This window comes from Streptomyces sp. NPDC024017 (genome assembly GCF_040638895.1).
GTDB lineage: Bacteria > Actinomycetota > Actinomycetes > Streptomycetales > Streptomycetaceae > Streptomyces.
In genome coordinates this window covers 132,503-149,122 of record NZ_JBEZYZ010000009.1, presented here as the reverse complement: position 1 = coordinate 149,122, position 16,620 = coordinate 132,503, and the positions used below count along the sequence as shown (strand labels likewise).

The 16,620-nt window shown below is 74.7% G+C and carries 13 protein-coding genes; 5 read left to right on the top strand and 8 right to left on the bottom strand.

The annotated features are described in order from the left end of the window. Positions 1 to 27 precede the first annotated feature (27 nt). The gene (locus tag AB0G20_RS24945) at positions 28 to 591 is read left to right on the top strand and encodes an NAD(P)H-dependent oxidoreductase (RefSeq protein ID WP_361306124.1); all 564 of its coding nucleotides are present in this window, start codon (positions 28 to 30) and stop codon (positions 589 to 591) included. A 557-nt stretch (positions 592 to 1,148) separates the two neighbouring features. Here the strand turns inward: AB0G20_RS24945 and AB0G20_RS24940 are convergent. From AB0G20_RS24940 to AB0G20_RS24925, 4 genes are read right to left on the bottom strand one after another with little or no spacing between them, the layout of a single operon-like run. Beyond that, the gene (locus AB0G20_RS24940; protein WP_361306122.1) at positions 1,149 to 2,279 is read right to left on the bottom strand and encodes an XdhC/CoxI family protein; all 1,131 of its coding nucleotides are present in this window, start codon (positions 2,277 to 2,279) and stop codon (positions 1,149 to 1,151) included. Next, positions 2,272 to 4,389 carry a xanthine dehydrogenase family protein molybdopterin-binding subunit gene (locus AB0G20_RS24935; protein ID WP_361306120.1) on the bottom strand — a complete coding sequence of 706 codons (2,118 nt, stop codon included), beginning with the start codon at positions 4,387 to 4,389 and terminating at the stop codon, positions 2,272 to 2,274. The genes AB0G20_RS24940 and AB0G20_RS24935 overlap by 8 nt, the downstream gene beginning before the upstream one ends. Continuing rightward, complete coding sequence (locus tag AB0G20_RS24930) at positions 4,386 to 5,378, bottom strand: xanthine dehydrogenase family protein subunit M (RefSeq protein WP_361306118.1); 993 nt, start codon at positions 5,376 to 5,378, stop codon at positions 4,386 to 4,388. The genes AB0G20_RS24935 and AB0G20_RS24930 overlap by 4 nt, the downstream gene beginning before the upstream one ends. Beyond that, the gene (locus AB0G20_RS24925) at positions 5,375 to 5,920 is read right to left on the bottom strand and encodes a 2Fe-2S iron-sulfur cluster-binding protein (RefSeq protein WP_361306116.1); all 546 of its coding nucleotides are present in this window, start codon (positions 5,918 to 5,920) and stop codon (positions 5,375 to 5,377) included. The genes AB0G20_RS24930 and AB0G20_RS24925 overlap by 4 nt, the downstream gene beginning before the upstream one ends. Positions 5,921 to 6,163: 243 nt before the next feature. Between AB0G20_RS24925 and AB0G20_RS24920 the strand changes: the two genes are divergently transcribed. Then, a complete protein-coding gene (locus tag AB0G20_RS24920) occupies positions 6,164 to 6,742 on the top strand; it encodes a TetR/AcrR family transcriptional regulator (RefSeq protein WP_361306114.1) in 579 nt (192 codons plus the stop codon). 353 nt (positions 6,743 to 7,095) lie between these two features. On the opposite strand, the gene AB0G20_RS24915 is transcribed toward AB0G20_RS24920, so the two are convergent. Then, positions 7,096 to 8,001, bottom strand: coding sequence for a LysR family transcriptional regulator (locus tag AB0G20_RS24915; protein ID WP_361306112.1), 906 nt, complete (start codon positions 7,999 to 8,001; stop codon positions 7,096 to 7,098). Between the two features lie 115 nt (positions 8,002 to 8,116). Between AB0G20_RS24915 and AB0G20_RS24910 the strand changes: the two genes are divergently transcribed. Next, positions 8,117 to 8,332, top strand: coding sequence for a hypothetical protein (locus AB0G20_RS24910; RefSeq protein ID WP_361306110.1), 216 nt, complete (start codon positions 8,117 to 8,119; stop codon positions 8,330 to 8,332). Positions 8,333 to 8,471: 139 nt separating this feature from the next. Here the strand turns inward: AB0G20_RS24910 and AB0G20_RS24905 are convergent, their stop codons facing one another. The 3 genes from AB0G20_RS24905 to AB0G20_RS24895 form a co-directional block, all read right to left on the bottom strand. Then, positions 8,472 to 9,173 (bottom strand): hypothetical protein, encoded by a 702-nt coding sequence (locus AB0G20_RS24905; RefSeq protein WP_361306108.1) that lies wholly within the window; start codon positions 9,171 to 9,173, stop codon positions 8,472 to 8,474. Further along, positions 9,170 to 10,819: a protein kinase gene (locus AB0G20_RS24900; RefSeq protein WP_361306106.1), complete on the bottom strand. Its 1,650-nt coding sequence runs from the start codon at positions 10,817 to 10,819 to the stop codon at positions 9,170 to 9,172. Before AB0G20_RS24900 ends, AB0G20_RS24905 begins: the two co-directional genes overlap by 4 nt. A gap of 377 nt (positions 10,820 to 11,196) precedes the next feature. Next, positions 11,197 to 13,680 carry a SpoIIE family protein phosphatase gene (locus tag AB0G20_RS24895; protein WP_361306104.1) on the bottom strand — a complete coding sequence of 828 codons (2,484 nt, stop codon included), beginning with the start codon at positions 13,678 to 13,680 and terminating at the stop codon, positions 11,197 to 11,199. Positions 13,681 to 14,022: 342 nt separating this feature from the next. On the opposite strand from AB0G20_RS24895, the gene AB0G20_RS24890 reads away from it, so the two are divergent. Both AB0G20_RS24890 and AB0G20_RS24885 read left to right on the top strand, forming a co-directional pair. Next, positions 14,023 to 14,994 (top strand): alpha/beta hydrolase, encoded by a 972-nt coding sequence (locus AB0G20_RS24890; RefSeq protein WP_361306102.1) that lies wholly within the window; start codon positions 14,023 to 14,025, stop codon positions 14,992 to 14,994. Positions 14,995 to 15,075: 81 nt separating this feature from the next. Next, positions 15,076 to 16,602, top strand: a complete 1,527-nt coding sequence (locus tag AB0G20_RS24885) for a helix-turn-helix domain-containing protein (protein WP_361306100.1) — start codon at positions 15,076 to 15,078, stop codon at positions 16,600 to 16,602. Positions 16,603 to 16,620: the final 18 nt, after the last annotated feature.

Sequence of the window (16,620 nt, the reverse complement as noted above, 5' to 3'; positions counted from 1 at the left end):
GCAGTGCCTCAGAATGTGGGAGTCAGCATGTCCGTTCGTATCCTCGCCCTCGTCGGCAGCCTTCGCGCCGGTTCGCACAACCGCCAGCTCGCCGAGGCGGCCGTCAAGCTCGCGCCCGAAGGTGCCGAGGTGGACCTGTTCGAGGGTCTGGCCGAGATCCCCTTCTACAACGAGGACATCGACGTGGAGGGCAGCGTCCCGGCCGCCGCCGCGCGGCTGCGTGAGGCCGCGAACGCCGCCGACGGCCTGATCCTCTTCACCCCCGAGTACAACGGCACCATCCCGGCCGTCCTGAAGAACGCCATCGACTGGCTGTCCCGCCCGTACGGTGCCGGTGCCCTCAGCGGCAAGCCGGTCGCCGTGGTCGGCACCGCGTTCGGCCAGTACGGCGGTGTCTGGGCGCACGACGAGACCCGCAAGTCCGTGGGTGTGGCCGGCGGCAAGGTCCTGGAGGACGTCAAGCTGTCCATTCCCGGCTCGATGACCCGCTTCGCCGAGACCCACCCGGCCGACGACGCCGAGGTCGCCGAGCAGCTGACCGAGGTCATCGCCCGTCTGCACGGTCACGCCTCGGAGCCCACCGCGGCCTGACCGTCCTCACCTCGCGCCCACGGAGGGGCCGCGGCCGGCAACGGCCCCGGCCCTTCCGTCATGCCGGCAGTGTCTCCGCCGACCGGGCCGAGAGCGGGCTCGGGGCACGGACGGGGGGTAGTGCGGCGGGGCCCGGGAGAGCTCCGGCCCGGGGCCGGACAGGCCCGCGGCCATGCGCCGGGCGCCCGACCGGCCCCGGGGATACGCGGGCCCCCCGGACAAACACCCGACCAGCCTCGGGACAGGCGCACGACCCCGGGCAACACCCGATCCCGCCCCGGGCAATCGACCGCCCCGGGACAGGCGCGCGGCCCCGGGCAACCACCCGACCAGCCTCGGGACAGACGCACGGCCCCGGGCAACACCCGACCGCCCCGGGACAGCCACACGTCACCCCGGGCAACCCGACCGCCCCCGGAACAATCGCGCGGCCCCCGGACACCACCCGCCCAGCCTCGGGACAGCCACACGGCTCCCGGACAACACCCGACCGGCCCCGGGGCAGCCGCACGGCCCCCGGGCAACACCCGTCCCCGACCGCCCGCCGGGGACGGTCGTCAGGCCGGTTGCGGGTATGCCTCCCGCCAGGCCCTGTGGATCGGTGTGGCCGAATCGGTGAGTGGTGTTCCCGTCCCGCCGTGCCGTGTCGCGATGATCTCCGCCGCGATGGACACCGCGGTCTCCTCGGGCGTACGGGCCCCCAGGTCGAGGCCGATCGGCGACCTGAGCCGGGTCAGCTCGCGCTCGCTCACGCCCGCTTCACGCAGCCGGCGGTTGCGGTCCTCGTGGGTGCGGCGGGAGCCCATGGCGCCGACGTAGGCGACGGGCAGTCGCAGCGCCTCGGTCAGCAGCGGGATGTCGAACTTCGCGTCGTGAGTGAGCACGCACAGCACCGTGCGCCCGTCGGTCTCGGTGCGCCGGAGGTAGCGGTCCGGCCAGTCGACGACGATCTCGTCGGCCTCCGGGAAGCGGGCCCGGGTCGCGAACACGGGGCGGGCGTCGCACACGGTGACGTGGTAGCCGAGGAAACTGCCCGCCCGGACCAGGGCCGCCGCGAAGTCGATCGCACCGAAGACGATCATGCGGGGCGGCGGCACGGCCGCCTCGACGAGCAGGGTGAGACCCCCGGGGCAGTGCGACCCGTCCTCGGAGAGCTCCACCGTCCCGGTGCGGCCCGTGCCGAGCAGGGCGCGGGCCCGGTCGAGCGCCGTGCGGTCCAGGCCCGGGTCGCCGCCGAGGCCACCGTCGTACGAGCCGTCGGGGCGGACGACGAGGGCCTGGCCGAGGAGGCCGGCCGGGCCCCGCACCACCCGGGCCAGGGCCACGGGTTCGTCCCGGGCGGCAGCCGCCAGCGCGGCCTCCTCGACCGCACGACCGCCCGCGAACGGGGTGATCATGACGTCGATCGTCCCGCCGCAGGTCAGCCCCACCGCGAAGGCGTCCTCGTCGCTGTAGCCGAACCGTTCGACCAGTGTCTCGCCGTCCTGGAGAGACTGAAGGCACAGGTCGTACACGGCTCCTTCCACACAGCCCCCGGAGACCGAGCCGATGGCCGTGCCGTCGGCGGCGACTGCCAGCGCGGCGCCGGGAGGGCGCGGGGCGCTGCCGCCGACGGCGACGACCGTGGCGACGGCGAAGTCCCGGCCCTCCTCGATCCACTCGCGCAGGGGCCCTGCGAGATCAAGCATCGCCGCCCGCCAGCAGCACGCGGTCGGGCCGGATCGGCAGGTTCCGGTGGCGTACGCCGGTCGCGTGCCACACGGCGTTGGCGACCGCCGCGGCCGCGCCCACGATGCCGACCTCGCCGATGCCCTTGATGCCGACCGGGTCGTCCGGGTCGGGGTCGTCGACCCAGTCGGCCTCGATGTGCGGTACGTCGGCGTGCGCCGCGACGTGGTAGCCGGCGAGGTCGGCACCGTAGAGGCCACCGCTCGCCCGGTCCCGGACGGCTTCCTCGTGCAAGGCCATGGAGATGCCCCAGACCATGCCGCCGACGAACTGGTTTCGGGCGGTGAGCGGGTTGACGATCCGGCCGGCCGCGAAGATGCCCAGCATGCGGCGTACGCGGACCTCGCCGGTGGCGGGGTCGACGGCGACCTCCGCGAACTGCGCCCCGAACGAGTGCCGCTCCTTCTGGGCGAGCGCGCCGATGGCCTCGGCCGTGTTCGACCGTACGGTGATGCCCTCCGGCGGGATGTCGGCGCCCGGCGTGAGGCTCTGGCGCAGTTCCTCGGCGGCGGCGGTGACGGCCCAGCCCCAGGAGCGGGTGCCCGCCGAACCGCCGGCGATCATCGCGGGGCCGAGGTCGCTGTCCCCGATCCGCACCCGGACGCGGTCCGCAGGGACCTCCAGGGCGTCGGCGGCGACCAGGGTGAGCGCGGTCCTGGCGCCGGTGCCGATGTCCGCGGCGTTGACCCCCACCGTGAAGGTGCCGTCCGCCTCCGCGGTCACGGCCGCCGTGGACGGCATGGCCATCGCAGGGAAGGAGGCGGCCGCGGTGCCCGTGCCGAGCAGCCAGCGGCCCTCCCGGCGCACTCCGGGCCGTGGATCCCGCTCCGCCCAGCCGAACCTGCGGGCGCCTTCCCGGAAGCAGGCGATCAGGTTGCGGCCGCTGAACGGCAGCCCGGAGACCGGACCCACCGCGGGCTCGTTGCGGACCCGCAGCTCGATGGGGTCGATGCCGCACCGCTCGGCGAGCTCGTCGAGCGCCGACTCCAGTGCGAACGAGCCCGGCGCCTCACCCGGGGCGCGCATCCAGGTCGGGGTGGGGACGTCGAGCTTCACGAGCCGGCTGGCCGTGTGGTGGGCGTCGGCGGCGTACATCGACCGGCTCGCCGCCGCGCTCGGCTCGACGAAGTCGTGGACGGTCGAGGTCTGGTTCAGCGACCGGTGCTCCAGGGCGCGCAGCCGCCCGTCCGCGTCGGCGCCGAGCCGGACCCGCTGGGCGGTGGGGCTGCGGTGGCCGGCGAGGGAGAACATCTGCCGCCGGGTCATGACGACCCGGACCGGGCGCCGCAGCACGGTCGCGGCCATCACTGCGGCCACCTGGTGCGCGCGGGCGCCCTTGCTGCCGAATCCGCCGCCGACGTGCTCGGAGCGGACCCGCACGGAGGCCGGGTCGAGGGAGAACAGGTTCGCGAGCTCACCGGCGACCCAGTTGGTGCCCTGGTTGGAGTCGACGACCTCCAGTCGGCCGCCCTCCCACCGGGCCGTCGCCGCGTGCGGCTCCATCGGGTTGTGGTGCTCCTCCGGGGTGGTGTACTCCGCGTCCACCACGACGGCGGACGCCGCGAGTCCGGCCTCCAGATCGCCCTTCTCCACCACGGCCGGCACGTGTCCGTCGAGCGCATACGCCTCGGCCTCGCGCTCTGCCGAGAACGCGACGTCGTGGGGCTCCCGGTCGTAGTGCACCACGAGCGCCTCGGCGGCCTCCCTGGCCTGCTCGGAGGTCTCGGCGACGACCAGGGCCACGGGCCAGCCCGCGTGGGAGACCCGGTCGTGCTGGAAGAGCCCGACGCTCGGGTCCGGTGAGGTGCCCATCATGCCGATGTAGCCGGTGTCGACGCGCGGGGCGTTGTGGTGGTGGAGCACGGTGAGGACGCCGGGCATCCCGAGCACGGCCTCGGTGTCCATGGCACGGATGCGGCCGCGGGCGACGGTGGACAGCACCAGCCAGCCGTGGGCGAGTCGGGCGAAGGGGACCTCGCCGGCGTAGCGGGCCGCTCCGGTGACCTTGTCGCGGCCCTCCACGCGCGTGTGCGCGGTGCCGACGGCTCCCCTGGTGGCGGCGGTGGTCATCGGGCGGCCTCCTCGGCGAGTTCGCTCAGCACGGCCACGACGAGGTTGCGCATCAGGGTCACCTTGTATCCGTTGTGGGGCAGGGGCCTGGCGGCCGCCAGTTCGGCGTCCGCCGCGGCCGCGAAGTTCCCGGCGTCGGCCGGGGCGCCGGTCAGGACGCGCTCGGCCGCTCGGGCGCGCCAGGGGCGGGAGGCGACCGCGCCGAAGGCGAGGCGCACGTCGTGGACGAGGCCCTCCCGTACGTCGAGCGCGGCGGCGACGGAGCCGATGGCGAAGGCGTACGAGGCCCGCTCGCGCACCTTGCGGTAGCGGGAGTTGGCCGCCGTGGCGGTGGGCGGCAGGGTGACGCCGGTGATCAGCGCGCCCGGCGGCAGAGCCGTCTCCCGGTGCGGGGTCTCCCCCACCGGCAGGTAGAGGTCGGCGAGCGGCAACTCCCCCGGCCCGGCGGCTGTTTCGTACGTCACGCGGCCGTCGAAGGCGGCCAGGGCCACGCCCATGTCGGAGGGGTGGGTGGCCACGCAGTGGCCGGAGGCGCCCAGGATGGCGTGATTGTGGTGCTCGCCGGCGATCGCGGGGCAGCCGCTGCCGGGAGCGCGCTTGTTGCAGGGGGAGGTGACGTCGGTGAAGTAGCCGCAGCGGGTGCGCTGGAGCAGGTTGCCGCCGACGGTGGCCATGTTGCGCAGCTGTCCGGAGGCACCGGCCAGCACCGCCTGTGCGAGAGCCGGGTAGCGGCGCCGGACCTCGGGGTGGGCGGCGAGGTCGCTGTTGGTGACGGTCGCCCCGATGCGCAGCCCGCCGTCCTCGGCCGGCTCGACGCGGTTCAGGGGAAGTTCGCGTACGTCGACGAGCCGGGCGGGCCGCTCGACGCCGGTCTTCATCAGGTCGACGAGGTTGGTACCGCCGCCCAGGAAACGGGCTTCCCCGTCGCCGTCGAGCAGCGTCACCGCGCCGGAGACGTCGTACGCCCGCTGGTAGCCGAACTCCCTCATGCCGCCGCTCCCTTCGTCTCCTCGGCGGCCCGGGCCACGGCCTGGACGATCGACACGTACGCGCCGCAGCGGCACAGGTTGCCGCTCATGCGTTCGCGGATCTCCTCCGGGGTCAGCGGGGGTGGTCCCGCCTCGGGCCGGACGTCGCCGGTGACCGCGCTCGGCCAGCCGGCCGCGTGCTCCTCGATCACGGCGATGGCCGAGCAGATCTGGCCCGGGGTGCAGTAGCCGCACTGGAAGCCGTCCAGGTCGAGGAACGCCTGCTGCACCGGGTGCAGTTGCTCGCCCTCGGCCACGCCTTCGATGGTGGTGATCTCGCGCCCTTCGGCCGCGACCGCCAGTTGCAGACAGGCCACGCTCCGGCGGCCGTCGACCAGGACCGTGCAGGCGCCGCACTGACCCTGGTCGCAGCCCTTCTTGGTGCCGGTCATGTCCAGGCGCTCGCGCAGGGCGTCGAGCAGGGTGGTGCGGTGGTCGACGGTCAGCGTGTACTTCTCGCCGTTGACGGACAGGATGAGGTCGCTGGACGTCGATGGGGGCATGGAAGCCTTCTCTCTCACATCGCGAGGTCGGGGGGAGGGGCTCAGCGGGTGGCGATACCGGTACGCGACCGCGCGGGATGCGGGGCGGGCCCGGTCCGGGGCACGGCCGCCGCGGGCTGTCCGCACGGACGGCACGCCGATACGATGAGGCAAGCGGACAGTTGTCCGTTACTCGGAAAACGTAACGGACAACTGTCCGCTTAACAAGGGTCGGGTTTCGGCCACGGCCCGCGAGGAGGGCGAGTGCGGCAGAAGAGGGATGCTCCCCTGCGCTCGGACGCGCAGCGCAACCGCGAGCGCATCCTGGAAGTGGCGCTGGAGGAACTGACGCGTTCGGCGGACGCCCCGCTGAGCTCGATCGCCAAGAAGGCGGGTGTCGGGCAGGGCACCTTCTACCGCCACTTCCCCACCCGTGAGGCACTCGTCCTGGAGATCTACCGGCACGAGATGCAGCAGGTCGCCGACACCGCGGCGCCGCTGCTCGAGAGCCGGGAGCCCGACCGGGCCCTGCGCGAGTGGATGGACCGGCTGGCACGGTTCGCCATGGCCAAGGCGGGTCTGGCCGACGCCATCCGCCAGGCCACCAGCGCACCCGGGCAGCCGGCGAAGCCCGGGCACACCCCGGTGACCGAGGCGGCCGAACTCCTGCTCCGGTCCGCCGAGGAGGCCGGCGTCATCCGCCCCGGGATCACGGCGGACGACCTCTTTCTCGCCATCGGCGGCCTGTGGACGATGGACCCCCACACCGACTGGCAGCCGCGCGCCACCCGCCTACTGGACTTCGTCATGGACGGGCTGCGCGTGGGGGCGCCTGGGGGGTGACGCGCAGGGGCCCTGGGGGCGCGCGCCCGGGGATGACGCGCGGGCACTTCGGGCCGGCCGGGGCCTGCGGTCGGGTAAGGGCCTCGGACTACGAGACGGTCACTGGGACGGGACAGGCTCTCAGGCCGCTCGCGCCCATCGCTCGGGACGGGTCGCCGGACCGGCCGGGACATCGGACAGGGCGGGGCCTCGGACAGCCCAAGGCCCTCGCCCTCGGGCCGTACAGCCCCTGGGAACCACCCAGGCCCCTCGGACGAGTCAGGCCCCCGGGCCGGCCGCGCCTCCGGACAGGGGCTGGTCCTCGGACCGTTCGGGCACCTCGGGCGGAGGCAGGGCCTCGGGTCGTCGGTCCTTCAAGCCACCGCCGTGGGCGCCAGGGACCGTAGTTCCTCGAGTGCCGCCGCCACCGCGGGTCGGGGGTGGACGCCGCCCCGGGTGCAGGTCAGGAGCTTGCGGTGGGGGTTGCCGGTGCAGCGGACGCGGGTGATCGGCAGGTGTGGGGTCAGGTGGGCCAGGCGCGGGACGAGGGCGACGCCGAGGCGGTGGGCCACAAGGTGGGCGCAGACGTTCCAGTCGAGGGCGTGATGGACGACCTCGGGGGTGAACCCGGCCGCGCCGCACGCGGAGAGGACGTGCGGACGGCAGGGGCTGTCCTCCACCGGCGCGATCCACGCCTCCCGCGCCGCCTCGGCGAGATCGACCCGGGCCCGCCCCGCCAGCCGGTGCCCTTCCGGTACGACGAGGTCGAACGGGTCGTCGAGGAGCGGCTGCTGGTCGAACCGCGCGTCGCTCAGCGGCGGGTTGTGCGGCGTCGCCTCGACGATCGCCAGGTCGTTATCGCCTTCGAAGAGCAGGTCGAAGCTCTCCGGGACACCCGCCTCGGTGATCCGGACGGACAACCGCTGATGCCGCTCCCCCAGTCGGGCCGCCATCGGCGCCAGCAGCACCGAGACGGCCACCGGGAATCCGGTCACCCGCAGCACCCCGGAAGGCGCCCCGTGGTCGGCCCGTAGATCCAGTTCGGCCTGGTCCCAGCGGGCCTGGATGGCGTCGGCGTGCGCGAGCAGGCTCTCGGCGGCCGGAGTGAGACGCACCCCGCGCCCCTGCGGCTCCAGCAGGTCGACCCCCAGGTCCCGGGCGAGCTGCCGGACCTGCTGGGAGGCGGCGGACGGCGTGAAGTGCAGGGCCCGGGCGGCCGCGGTGACCGTGCCGTAGTGGGCCACCGCCCTCAGGACGTGCAGTCGGCGCAGGTCAATCATGAAGCCCAGGCTTCACAGTGACGTCCACAAAGTCAACCTGGACGTGTACGGATCCTTCGACGCACCCTGGCTGTGTCGCGACGGTCAACCAGCCACGACGTACGAGGAGTCAGTCATGACCAGCACGGATGCCACCGCCTGCCCGCACTGCGGCTGGCCGGACCGGGGCGAGCCGTTCCAGGTGCTGTCGCGGCACACCACCGCGACGGGCCGCACGGAGTGGACGCGTTGCGGGTGCGGCTCGCTGCAGGTCCGGGTCGCCGACGGGTGCGGGACGCGCGTGGTCTCCCGCAGCCGGCCGGCGGTCCGGTCGGGTACCGCGAGCCATTGAGCCCGGATCCAGGTTCACGCAACCGGCGTGGCCGTCGGCACGCCTGGTGCCGGTATGCCCTGCCGTACGAATGTACGGATCCGGGTCATGACAGAGCGACCGGCACGGAGGGGGTGCCGTGCTTCGGCGCGGTGACCGGTCAGGGGCAGTCGTACGCGAAGCGGGCGGTGACCGTGCGCGGAGTGCCGGAGAGGATGCGCAGTTCGGCCTGTGCCGTGCGGTGCCCCGTGCCCTGGAAGGTCCAGCGCAGGTGAAGGCGTGCCTGCCGCTGGCCCCGGACCAGCACTTCCCTCAGCACGCCCGAGGCGGTGCCGTCGCTTCGGATCCAGCGGTAGGACAGCGTGCCCGGGCGGCCGTTCGTGGTGACGAGGCCGACGAGGTCTGCGGTGCCGTCGCACCCCAGAGCCGTCGGCCGGGCCGTGACCGTCACCGCCGTCACCGCCAGGGGCGGTCCGAGGCGCTGCCAGGCGAGGAACGCCAGGACGCAGACCACGACCAGCGCGGGCAGGGCGTGCCTGCGCAGCCGCCGGCCCGGGGGCGCGAGGGGCGACGGTACGGCGGGGAGCGTCCGGTGGGTGCGATGGGCGAGCGCGGCGGTCACGCCCGGGCCGAACCGCAGCACGGTGCCCTCGACGCGATCGGGCTGCGTCGGGCGGGTCTTCGTCCAGGACTGCTCGACGAGGGTCTCGTCCGGTTCGGGCCGCTGGACCCAGTGGTCGGCCAGCACGGTGGCGCTGTACTCGGCGTCGTGGCCGGCGGAGCGGGGCTCCTCGGCGGGTGGCGGCACCTCGGTGCGCTCGCCGGCGGGCGTGGGGACGCGGTCGTCGTCGCGGGCGGTCATCGCAGGGAGCACCGTCTGGTCAGGATCTGCTGCGAGGCGCCGCCGTCGGCGGCGGCCGGGGTGGTCGTGGCCTGCACCGTCCAGTAGCAGCCGGGGTTCTGGAAGGTGTGGTCGACGGTGAGCGTGTACTGGGTGGCTCCGCTGCGCTCGAAGGTCTGGGACGCGCCGTCCGGGCTGCCCGGCTGTCCGGCCGTGTCGCCCGTGAACCAGGAGACGGTGAGGGAGAGCGGGCCGGTGCCGTCCGTGGTGATGTCGACGGTCGCGGTGGCGGTCGAGGGGCCCGTCTGCCGGAAGGCCGACACGGCGACGTCCTTGACGGTGGCACCGGCAGGTGAGGTGGGGGCAGCGGTCGTGGGTATCGCCGCGGTGCTCGCCGCGCCGGGCGCCGACGTCTCCTGGCCGGCCGCCGAGGTGGCGGCGGCCGGCGACTCGCCGGTGCCGGTGGGCGCCGGGCCCGTGGCGGACACGGTGGGCGACGGCGACAGGCCGGCCGCGGCGGGCGTGGAGGACGGTGAGGGGGACGAGCCGGTAGGGGCGGCGGGCGCCGGCGGCTCGGCGCCGGGCCGGGCACCGGTGGTGGCCAGGGCCTGCGCCGTTCGCTGCGCCGCGGCCCCCGGGTCGTACGGGAGGCCGTAGGTCAGGAGGGCAGCGAGGAGTACGGCGGCGCCGGAGACGAGCAGTCCTGGTCGGCCGGGCAGCCACGACCGCGCCCCGCCGGGTCCCGGGTTCCGGCTCAGCACCGTGCGCGCGGTGTCCGTGTGGCTCCGGGTGGCGTTGCGGGCCGAGGGCAGGAGCAGCGGCAGCAGTGCCACCAGTGCGGCGAGCCGGCCCCGGCCGCGTTCCTCCCAGTCGGGGCCGTAGGCGGCGCCGGCAGCGGCTTCCAGTTCTCCGACGAACGCCTCGGCCTGTGCGGGCCGTTCCCGCGGGTCCTTGGCCAGACCACGGCGGATCAGCTCCCGCACCGCCTCGGGGGCCTGATCGGCGGGGACGGGTGCGTCGACGTGCTGCAGCGCGAGCTCCGCGATGTTGTCGCCCGCGAACGGCTTGTGACCCGTCAGGCACTCGAAGAAGGTGGCCGTGGCCGCGTACACGTCCGCTGCGGGCGAGGCGGGGGCGCCGGTCCACTGCTCGGGGGCCATGTAGGAGGGAGTTCCCGCCACACCCGCGCTGCTGCCCGTGTCCACGGCGATGCCGAAGTCGACGAGCTTGGAGGACCCGTCCGGCACGACCAGGACGTTCTCCGGCTTGTAGTCGCGGTGGACGACGCCGACGCGGTGCGCGTCGGCCAGGCCGAGCAACGAGCCCTTGAGGACGGCGAGCGCGGCCTCGGGGCCGAGCGGGCCCTCCCGCTTCAGCAGCGCCCGCAGCGAGACGCCGTCGACCAGCTCCATCACGATGGCGGCGCCGTCCGGGCTCTCCACGTACTCGTACAACCCGGCGACGTACGGGCTCTCGAGGCCGCCGAGCAGCCGCGCCTCCGCCCGGAAGTCGTGCACGAAGCCCGGCCGGCCGCGCAGGGTCTCGCTGAGGTACTTCACGGCCACGGGCACGCCGGTCTCCTCGTGCACGGCGAGTACGACCCGCCCGCTCGCCCCCGACCCGAGTTCGAGCGACTCCGTGTATCCGGGCACTGCCCATGTGTTCATTCCAGCCCCCCAGGCCGCCTCGCCACCGCGGCCCCGCCATCGGCGAAGCGGCCCGGTCGCGCGTTGAGAGACACATTTTCGGCCACTGCGGTTGCGGTGGACCAGCCCTCGGTCGGCGGCAGTGCCGTGGGGCGGGTCACGGCGATCGGCCCGTGTACGGGGGATCGGATGCCGGTGGAGTGGCGCGCGGTCGGAGACGTGCGACAGATGCGGCGCCGGCGCACATCGCGGACCCGGCGGCGTCGACGGCCAGTCCGCCTCGCGGCCGGAGGCCGGCCCGGCCGGTCAGCCGCCCACCGGCCGGTGCGCGGAGCGCGGCGCGCACGGGGCCGCGGCGGGCGCCGCCCGTCCGGAGACTGCACGGCGGGGGCCGGCGATCAGCCGTCGGCGCCGTCCGCGGCCGGCCCTGGGACACCGATCACGAGCAACGTCACGTCGTCGTCATAGGCGGCCGTGTCCGCGATGAGGGTCCTGATCAGCCGGTCCGCCGCCCGGTCGAGGGTGCCCGGGTCGTCGACGGGAGCGCCCTTCAGCGCGACGTCGACGGTGTGGATCAGGACATCGATCTGGGCCTCGATGTCGGTTCCGGGCCTTTCGACCAGCCCGTCGGTGTAGAGCACGAGGGCGCTGCCCGGCGGCAGCGCCCTGGTGGCCTCCTCGAACGGCATCCCGTATCCGGCGTCGTTGACGCCCAGCGGCACACCGACCGGCACCCCCAGCCGGCAGGCGGGCCCGTCGGGCGGCAGGGCGATGACGGGCAGGTGCCCCGCCGAGCACAGGGTGACCTCGTGCCTGCCCTGGTCCAGGATCAGATAGAGGCAGGTGACCATCTGATCCGGCAGGTCGCCGACGAACGCGTCGAGGGCGGTCATGAGCCCGCTGGGCGTGGCACCCGTGCGGGCCAGGGCGTGGGAGGCGGCGCGCAACTGCCCCATGACGGCCGCGGCCTCCAGGCCCCGGCCCATCACGTCGCCGACGAGGACGCCGGTGCGGCGCTCGTCGAGTGGAATGACGTCGAACCAGTCGCCTCCGACTCCGGGGCCCTGGACGGACGCCAGGTACCGGTAGGCGCTGGGCAGGTACGCCAGGTGGGGCGGCTCCCCCATGAGGCTGTGCTGCAGGGTGAGGGCGATCCGCCGCTGCTGCTCGTAGCGCTCGGCGCGTTCGGCCTCCAGCCGTCTGCGCTCGGTGATGTCCCGGACGGTCAGGACCACCAGGGTCTCCTGCTCGGACCGAAGACTGCTGACGCTCACCTCGACGGGGAACTCGGAACCGTCGCCGCGCAGCCCGTACAGGCCCTTGTCCACAACCGCCGGCCGCGGATCACGCCGGCGGAGATAGGCATCGAGGAGTGCGCCGTGCCGTCGGCGCCGAGCGGCGGGCACCAGGCAGACCACCTCGGTGCCGACGAGATCGCCCGGCGCACGGCCGAAGAGGTGATTCACCTGCGGGTTGGCCATGACGACGGTGCCGTCGCCGTCCGTGATCAGGGTGGCGTCGGGAGCGGACTCCAGCAGCGCGAGGAACCGCCGGTGGGACCGCTGGACCTCGCGCTGGGCCGCGACGCGCTCGGTGATGTCGGTGACCACGCCGCACACGGCGTAGGGCGTACCGGAGGCGTCGTTGAGGGGGAAGAGGGTGGAGAGGAACTCCCGCGGGCCTCCCGGCACGGCGAGCCGTTCCTCTCGCTGCACGGGCTTGCCCTCCGCCAGCATCGCGAGGTCGGCGGCCCGCGCCTGACGCGCGAGGTCGGACGGCATGACGTCCAGGTCCCGGCGCCCCAGGACCTGGTCCCGGGGGAGGTTCAGGCTCCGCTCGAACGTCGTGTTGACCGCCAGGAAGCGGCCGTGCAGGTCCTTGATGAACACCACCGCGGGCGTGTGGTCCATGAAGTCCTGCAGCAGTGCGTTCTGGCGCACCTGCCACTCGAGACGGGCGTGCGCCACCTCGACCCGGCGGCCCACGGCCAGGGTCGCGAAGGTCACCGTCGTGAACACGGCCACGAGACCGCAGACGAGCAGCGCGGTGCCCAGCCGCGCCCCGAACACCCCCGCGTCCTCACCCGCCAGGACCGCCCATCCCAGCAGCGGCGGCACGATCACGACGGTGACGAACAGCCATCGCCCCAGCGCCCCGGTCGTGCCCGCGTTCGTCAGCAGCCCTGCGGGGCCCTCGCGCGGACGGGCCAGGAAGAGGGCCGTGCCCAGCAGCACCAGAGCCAGTGCGGTGGGCACGGCCATGCCGGTGTAGGCGCCGAACCGCTCCAGTTCGGGCACCGCGTAGGCGGCCCCGTACAGCCGCAGCATGCCGAGCGCTCCGACGGCCAGGCCCGGGATCTGACTCACCCAGGCGGGGATCCGGGACACACCGGCGCACAGGGAGGCCGCCCCCGCGAGCAGCAGCGCCGCGGCCGTGTTCGGCGCCATCCGGCCCGGCGTCCCCGCATCGCCGGTGTCGTCCTGGAAGAGCAGCTCGTCGATCCCCAGGCTTGCCCCGGTCAGGTACTCCGCGAGGGTGAGCGTGCCGACCAGGGCGGCCAGGGCCGCCGCCGCACGGGCCGCGGCGAGCGTCCGCGGGCGGATCTGACCGCGGGTGGTCACGGACAACGAGAGGCCGAGCGCTACGAGGGCCACCGCGGTGTTGGACTTCATGGACACCACGGCACCGGGCCCGCTCGTCAGCGCTTCGGCCTCGAAGATCCATCCGGCCAGGCCCACCAGGCCCAGCAGAGCTGCCGCCAGGGCCGCAGTCCCGGCCACCGTGCGCGCGGCACCGAGAACGGGTGCGTGGAACGGCAGACCGTCGGCCTGCTCCGGGCGGTGTGCGCCGGGCAGCCCCGGCATCTGCTGCTCCCTCGTCACCGCATTCTCATCCCTGCCGGGTGACTGCCAACCAGCATCGATCAGCCTAAGTAGTACGAAAGGGTATAGCCGTGGCGGGCAGCGGACCCTGCGAGACGACGACGCCTCGGGGCCACGGGAGCCGGTGGCTCCCGCCGTGCGGGGGCGTCGGGCCGCTACCCTGACCGCCGAGCCCGCGCAGCAGACGTGCGCACGCGGCGCCGCGCTCACCTCGGTTCCCTCGCCCGGCAGCACCACCCGCCGAACGGCGGGCAGCTTCCGCCGCCCGGCGGCGTCCACGGACCGGGTCCTGGGACCGACCATGGCCGCACGAGCCGCCGCGACCTCGCGTGAGGAGACGCCATGACGCACGTTCCGCCCCCGTTCGACCCCGAACTCGCCGCCGCCCTGGAGCTGATCAAGGACATGATCAGTCCGGGGCTCACGCCGGACGAGATCGAAGAGGTGCGCCAGGGCCCGGGCATCCAGATGCTGGCCGAGCTGGACCTGACGATGGGCGGGGCGTTCGAGGTGGAGGACCGGCGGGTGCCGGGGCCGCAGGGCGAGCCGGACATCTCCCTGCTGATCTGCCGCCCGGCCGGGCCGGAAGCCGGGCCGCGCCCCGTGATCTACCACGTGCACGGCGGCGGCATGATCATCGGGAACAACCGGGTCGGGGTGGACGTCCCGCTGGCGTGGGCGCAGGCGCTGGACGCGGTCGTGGTGTCCGTGGAGTACCGGCTGGCGCCGGAGCATCCGCACCCCGCGCCGGTCGAGGACGTCTACGCGGGGCTGCTGTGGACGGCGGATCACGCCGCCGAACTCGGTGCCGACCCCGAGCGGATCGTCCTCGCGGGCGCGAGCGCCGGCGGCGGGCTGTGCGCGGCCCTGGCCCTGCTCGCCCGGGACCGCAAGGGCCCGCAGCCGATCGGGCAGGTGCTGATGTGCCCGATGCTCGACGACCGCAACGACACGCCCTCGAGCCACCAGATGGCGGGGCTCGGGGTGTGGGACCGCACCGCGAACGAGACCGGCTGGACCGCGCTGCTGGGCTCGCGCCGCGGCGGCCCCGACGTGTCGGCGTACGCGGCGCCGGCCCGGGCCGAGGACCTGACGGGGCTGCCTCCGGCCTTCCTCGACGTCGGCTCGGCGGAGACCTTCCGCGATGAGGTCGTCGCCTATGCGTCGCGTATCTGGCAGGCCGGCGGGGTGGCCGAGCTGCATGTGTGGCCGGGCGGCTTCCATGGTTTCGACGGGTTCGCACCGCAGGCGGCCCTGTCGCAGGCCGCTCGGGGCGCGCAGGTGGCCTGGCTGCGGAGACTGTTGGCGGTGTGAGGCGCCGAGAGCGGCGGGCCCCGGTGAAACCGTCGAACGCCGACGGCCCGCAAACGCGGCCGCATACCGCACCATGGGCCTATGAAAGAGCTGGCCGGGCGGCTGACCGCCCTCGACCCGGATGCCGGTGCGGCGGTCCGGGTCATCGCCTACTTCGACCGCCTGGCCGAGTCCAGGGCCGGAGTGGAGGCGCTCGTGCGCGGCGCCGCGGTCCTGGCCGGCTGCCCGGCCCGGCTGGTGGATCCGGAGCGACGCGTGCACGTCCGGGTGGAGACCGACGGCACGCGGCGTGACACCGGAGCCCCACCGGACCCCGCCTGGCCCTCCGCGCGATTGAGCCCGGACAGTGCGGCGGTGTTGTGGCTGGAGCGGGGGCGAGGCGACGCCGAGCCCAGCGGCCCCGCGGCGCAACAGGGCGACACGCGGCCCGCCGCGCCCCGGAAGGGCGACGCGCAGCACGTGGAGGTAGTCCCCAGCGTCGTCGACGCCGTGATCCTGGAACGGGCAGCCGGTGCCGTACGGCTCGTTCTCGACCGCACCCGCGGCCGGGCCCCGGCCGACGATCCGGCGCTGATCGAGACCCTCCTCGACGCCACGGCCCCCGAACAGGCCCGTCTGCACGCCGCCCGCCGCCTCGGCCTGGACCCGACTGCCCCGGCCCGGGCTCTCGCCCCGCTGAACGGCGGGCCACGGGTGATACCCGCCGGCACGGAGGCCGTTCCCGATGCAGGCCGAACGGCCGCGGAAGCCACCGCCCGGCCATGGACCGGCCTCACGAGCCCGGCAGACGCTCCACGCCCCACCGCCGCGCGCGGCACGGCGGACACCGCGACCGCTGCCACCGCAGAGCAGCCCCACGCCGGGGCGGCCCCTTCCCGGCCCGACCGCGCGGGCGGCGCCACGCCCTCACGGACCGACGGCCCCGCACACCCGGCGGCTGCCCGGGGCACGCGTCCCCGCGACGGCGCGGAGGCGTTCCCTCCCGAAGCTCGACCCGCACACCCGGCCGCCGCCCGGACCGCGCCCGGCTCCCGTTCCCACGCGGGGACGCCCACCCTCGAAGCTCACCCCTTCACCACCGCGCAGGCCGCACCCCGTCCCCGGACCGGACCGGCCGCCGCCCCGGCCGCGACCGTCACCGGCCGCCGGCCCCTGCCCCCGGATCCCCGTCTCCCTTCCGGGCGCCTCGGTGTCGGATCCGCCGTCGCTGTGCTCGACCTGCCCCGCTCCTGGGCCGAGGCCCGTACCGCGCTGCGGTTCACCGCCGAGGGCACCCCTCAGGACCCCGGGCCCCGAGTCGTGTACGCCGACGAGCTGGGCGGTATCGCCCTCCTCGCCGATCTCGTCGCGCCGGGCTCCGAGCCGCCACCCGACGTCCGTGCGCTGGAGAACGCCGCGGCGACCGCCCCCTGGTTGCCGGCCACCCTGCACGCGGTCGCGTCCACGACGAGCCTGCGGGCGGCCGCCACCGGGATCAACGTCCACCACTCCACGCTCCAGGACCGCCTGGCCCACGCCGAGCACCTCCTCGGCTGGCCGATCCGCACCCCACAGGGCCGGCTTCGGCTGCAACTGGCTCTGACGATGCGCCAGTTGGCCAGGCCCTGAAGGTCACAGGCCCGGGCC

Excerpts from the sequence above, each read along its gene's own strand:
- AB0G20_RS24940 (WP_361306122.1), bottom strand. The coding sequence starts at position 2,279 with ATGCTTGATCTCGCAGGGCCCCTGCGCGAGTGGATCGAGGAGGGCCGG.
- AB0G20_RS24935 (WP_361306120.1), bottom strand. The coding sequence starts at position 4,389 with ATGACCACCGCCGCCACCAGGGGAGCCGTCGGCACCGCGCACACGCGC.
- AB0G20_RS24925 (WP_361306116.1), bottom strand. The coding sequence starts at position 5,920 with ATGCCCCCATCGACGTCCAGCGACCTCATCCTGTCCGTCAACGGCGAG.
- AB0G20_RS24905 (WP_361306108.1), bottom strand. The coding sequence starts at position 9,173 with ATGACCGCCCGCGACGACGACCGCGTCCCCACGCCCGCCGGCGAGCGC.
- AB0G20_RS24915 (WP_361306112.1), bottom strand. The coding sequence starts at position 8,001 with ATGATTGACCTGCGCCGACTGCACGTCCTGAGGGCGGTGGCCCACTAC.
- AB0G20_RS24910 (WP_361306110.1), top strand. The coding sequence starts at position 8,117 with ATGACCAGCACGGATGCCACCGCCTGCCCGCACTGCGGCTGGCCGGAC.
- AB0G20_RS24930 (WP_361306118.1), bottom strand. The coding sequence starts at position 5,378 with ATGAGGGAGTTCGGCTACCAGCGGGCGTACGACGTCTCCGGCGCGGTG.
- AB0G20_RS24945 (WP_361306124.1), top strand. The coding sequence starts at position 28 with ATGTCCGTTCGTATCCTCGCCCTCGTCGGCAGCCTTCGCGCCGGTTCG.
- AB0G20_RS24890 (WP_361306102.1), top strand. The coding sequence starts at position 14,023 with ATGACGCACGTTCCGCCCCCGTTCGACCCCGAACTCGCCGCCGCCCTG.
- AB0G20_RS24900 (WP_361306106.1), bottom strand. The coding sequence starts at position 10,819 with ATGAACACATGGGCAGTGCCCGGATACACGGAGTCGCTCGAACTCGGG.
- AB0G20_RS24885 (WP_361306100.1), top strand. The coding sequence starts at position 15,076 with ATGAAAGAGCTGGCCGGGCGGCTGACCGCCCTCGACCCGGATGCCGGT.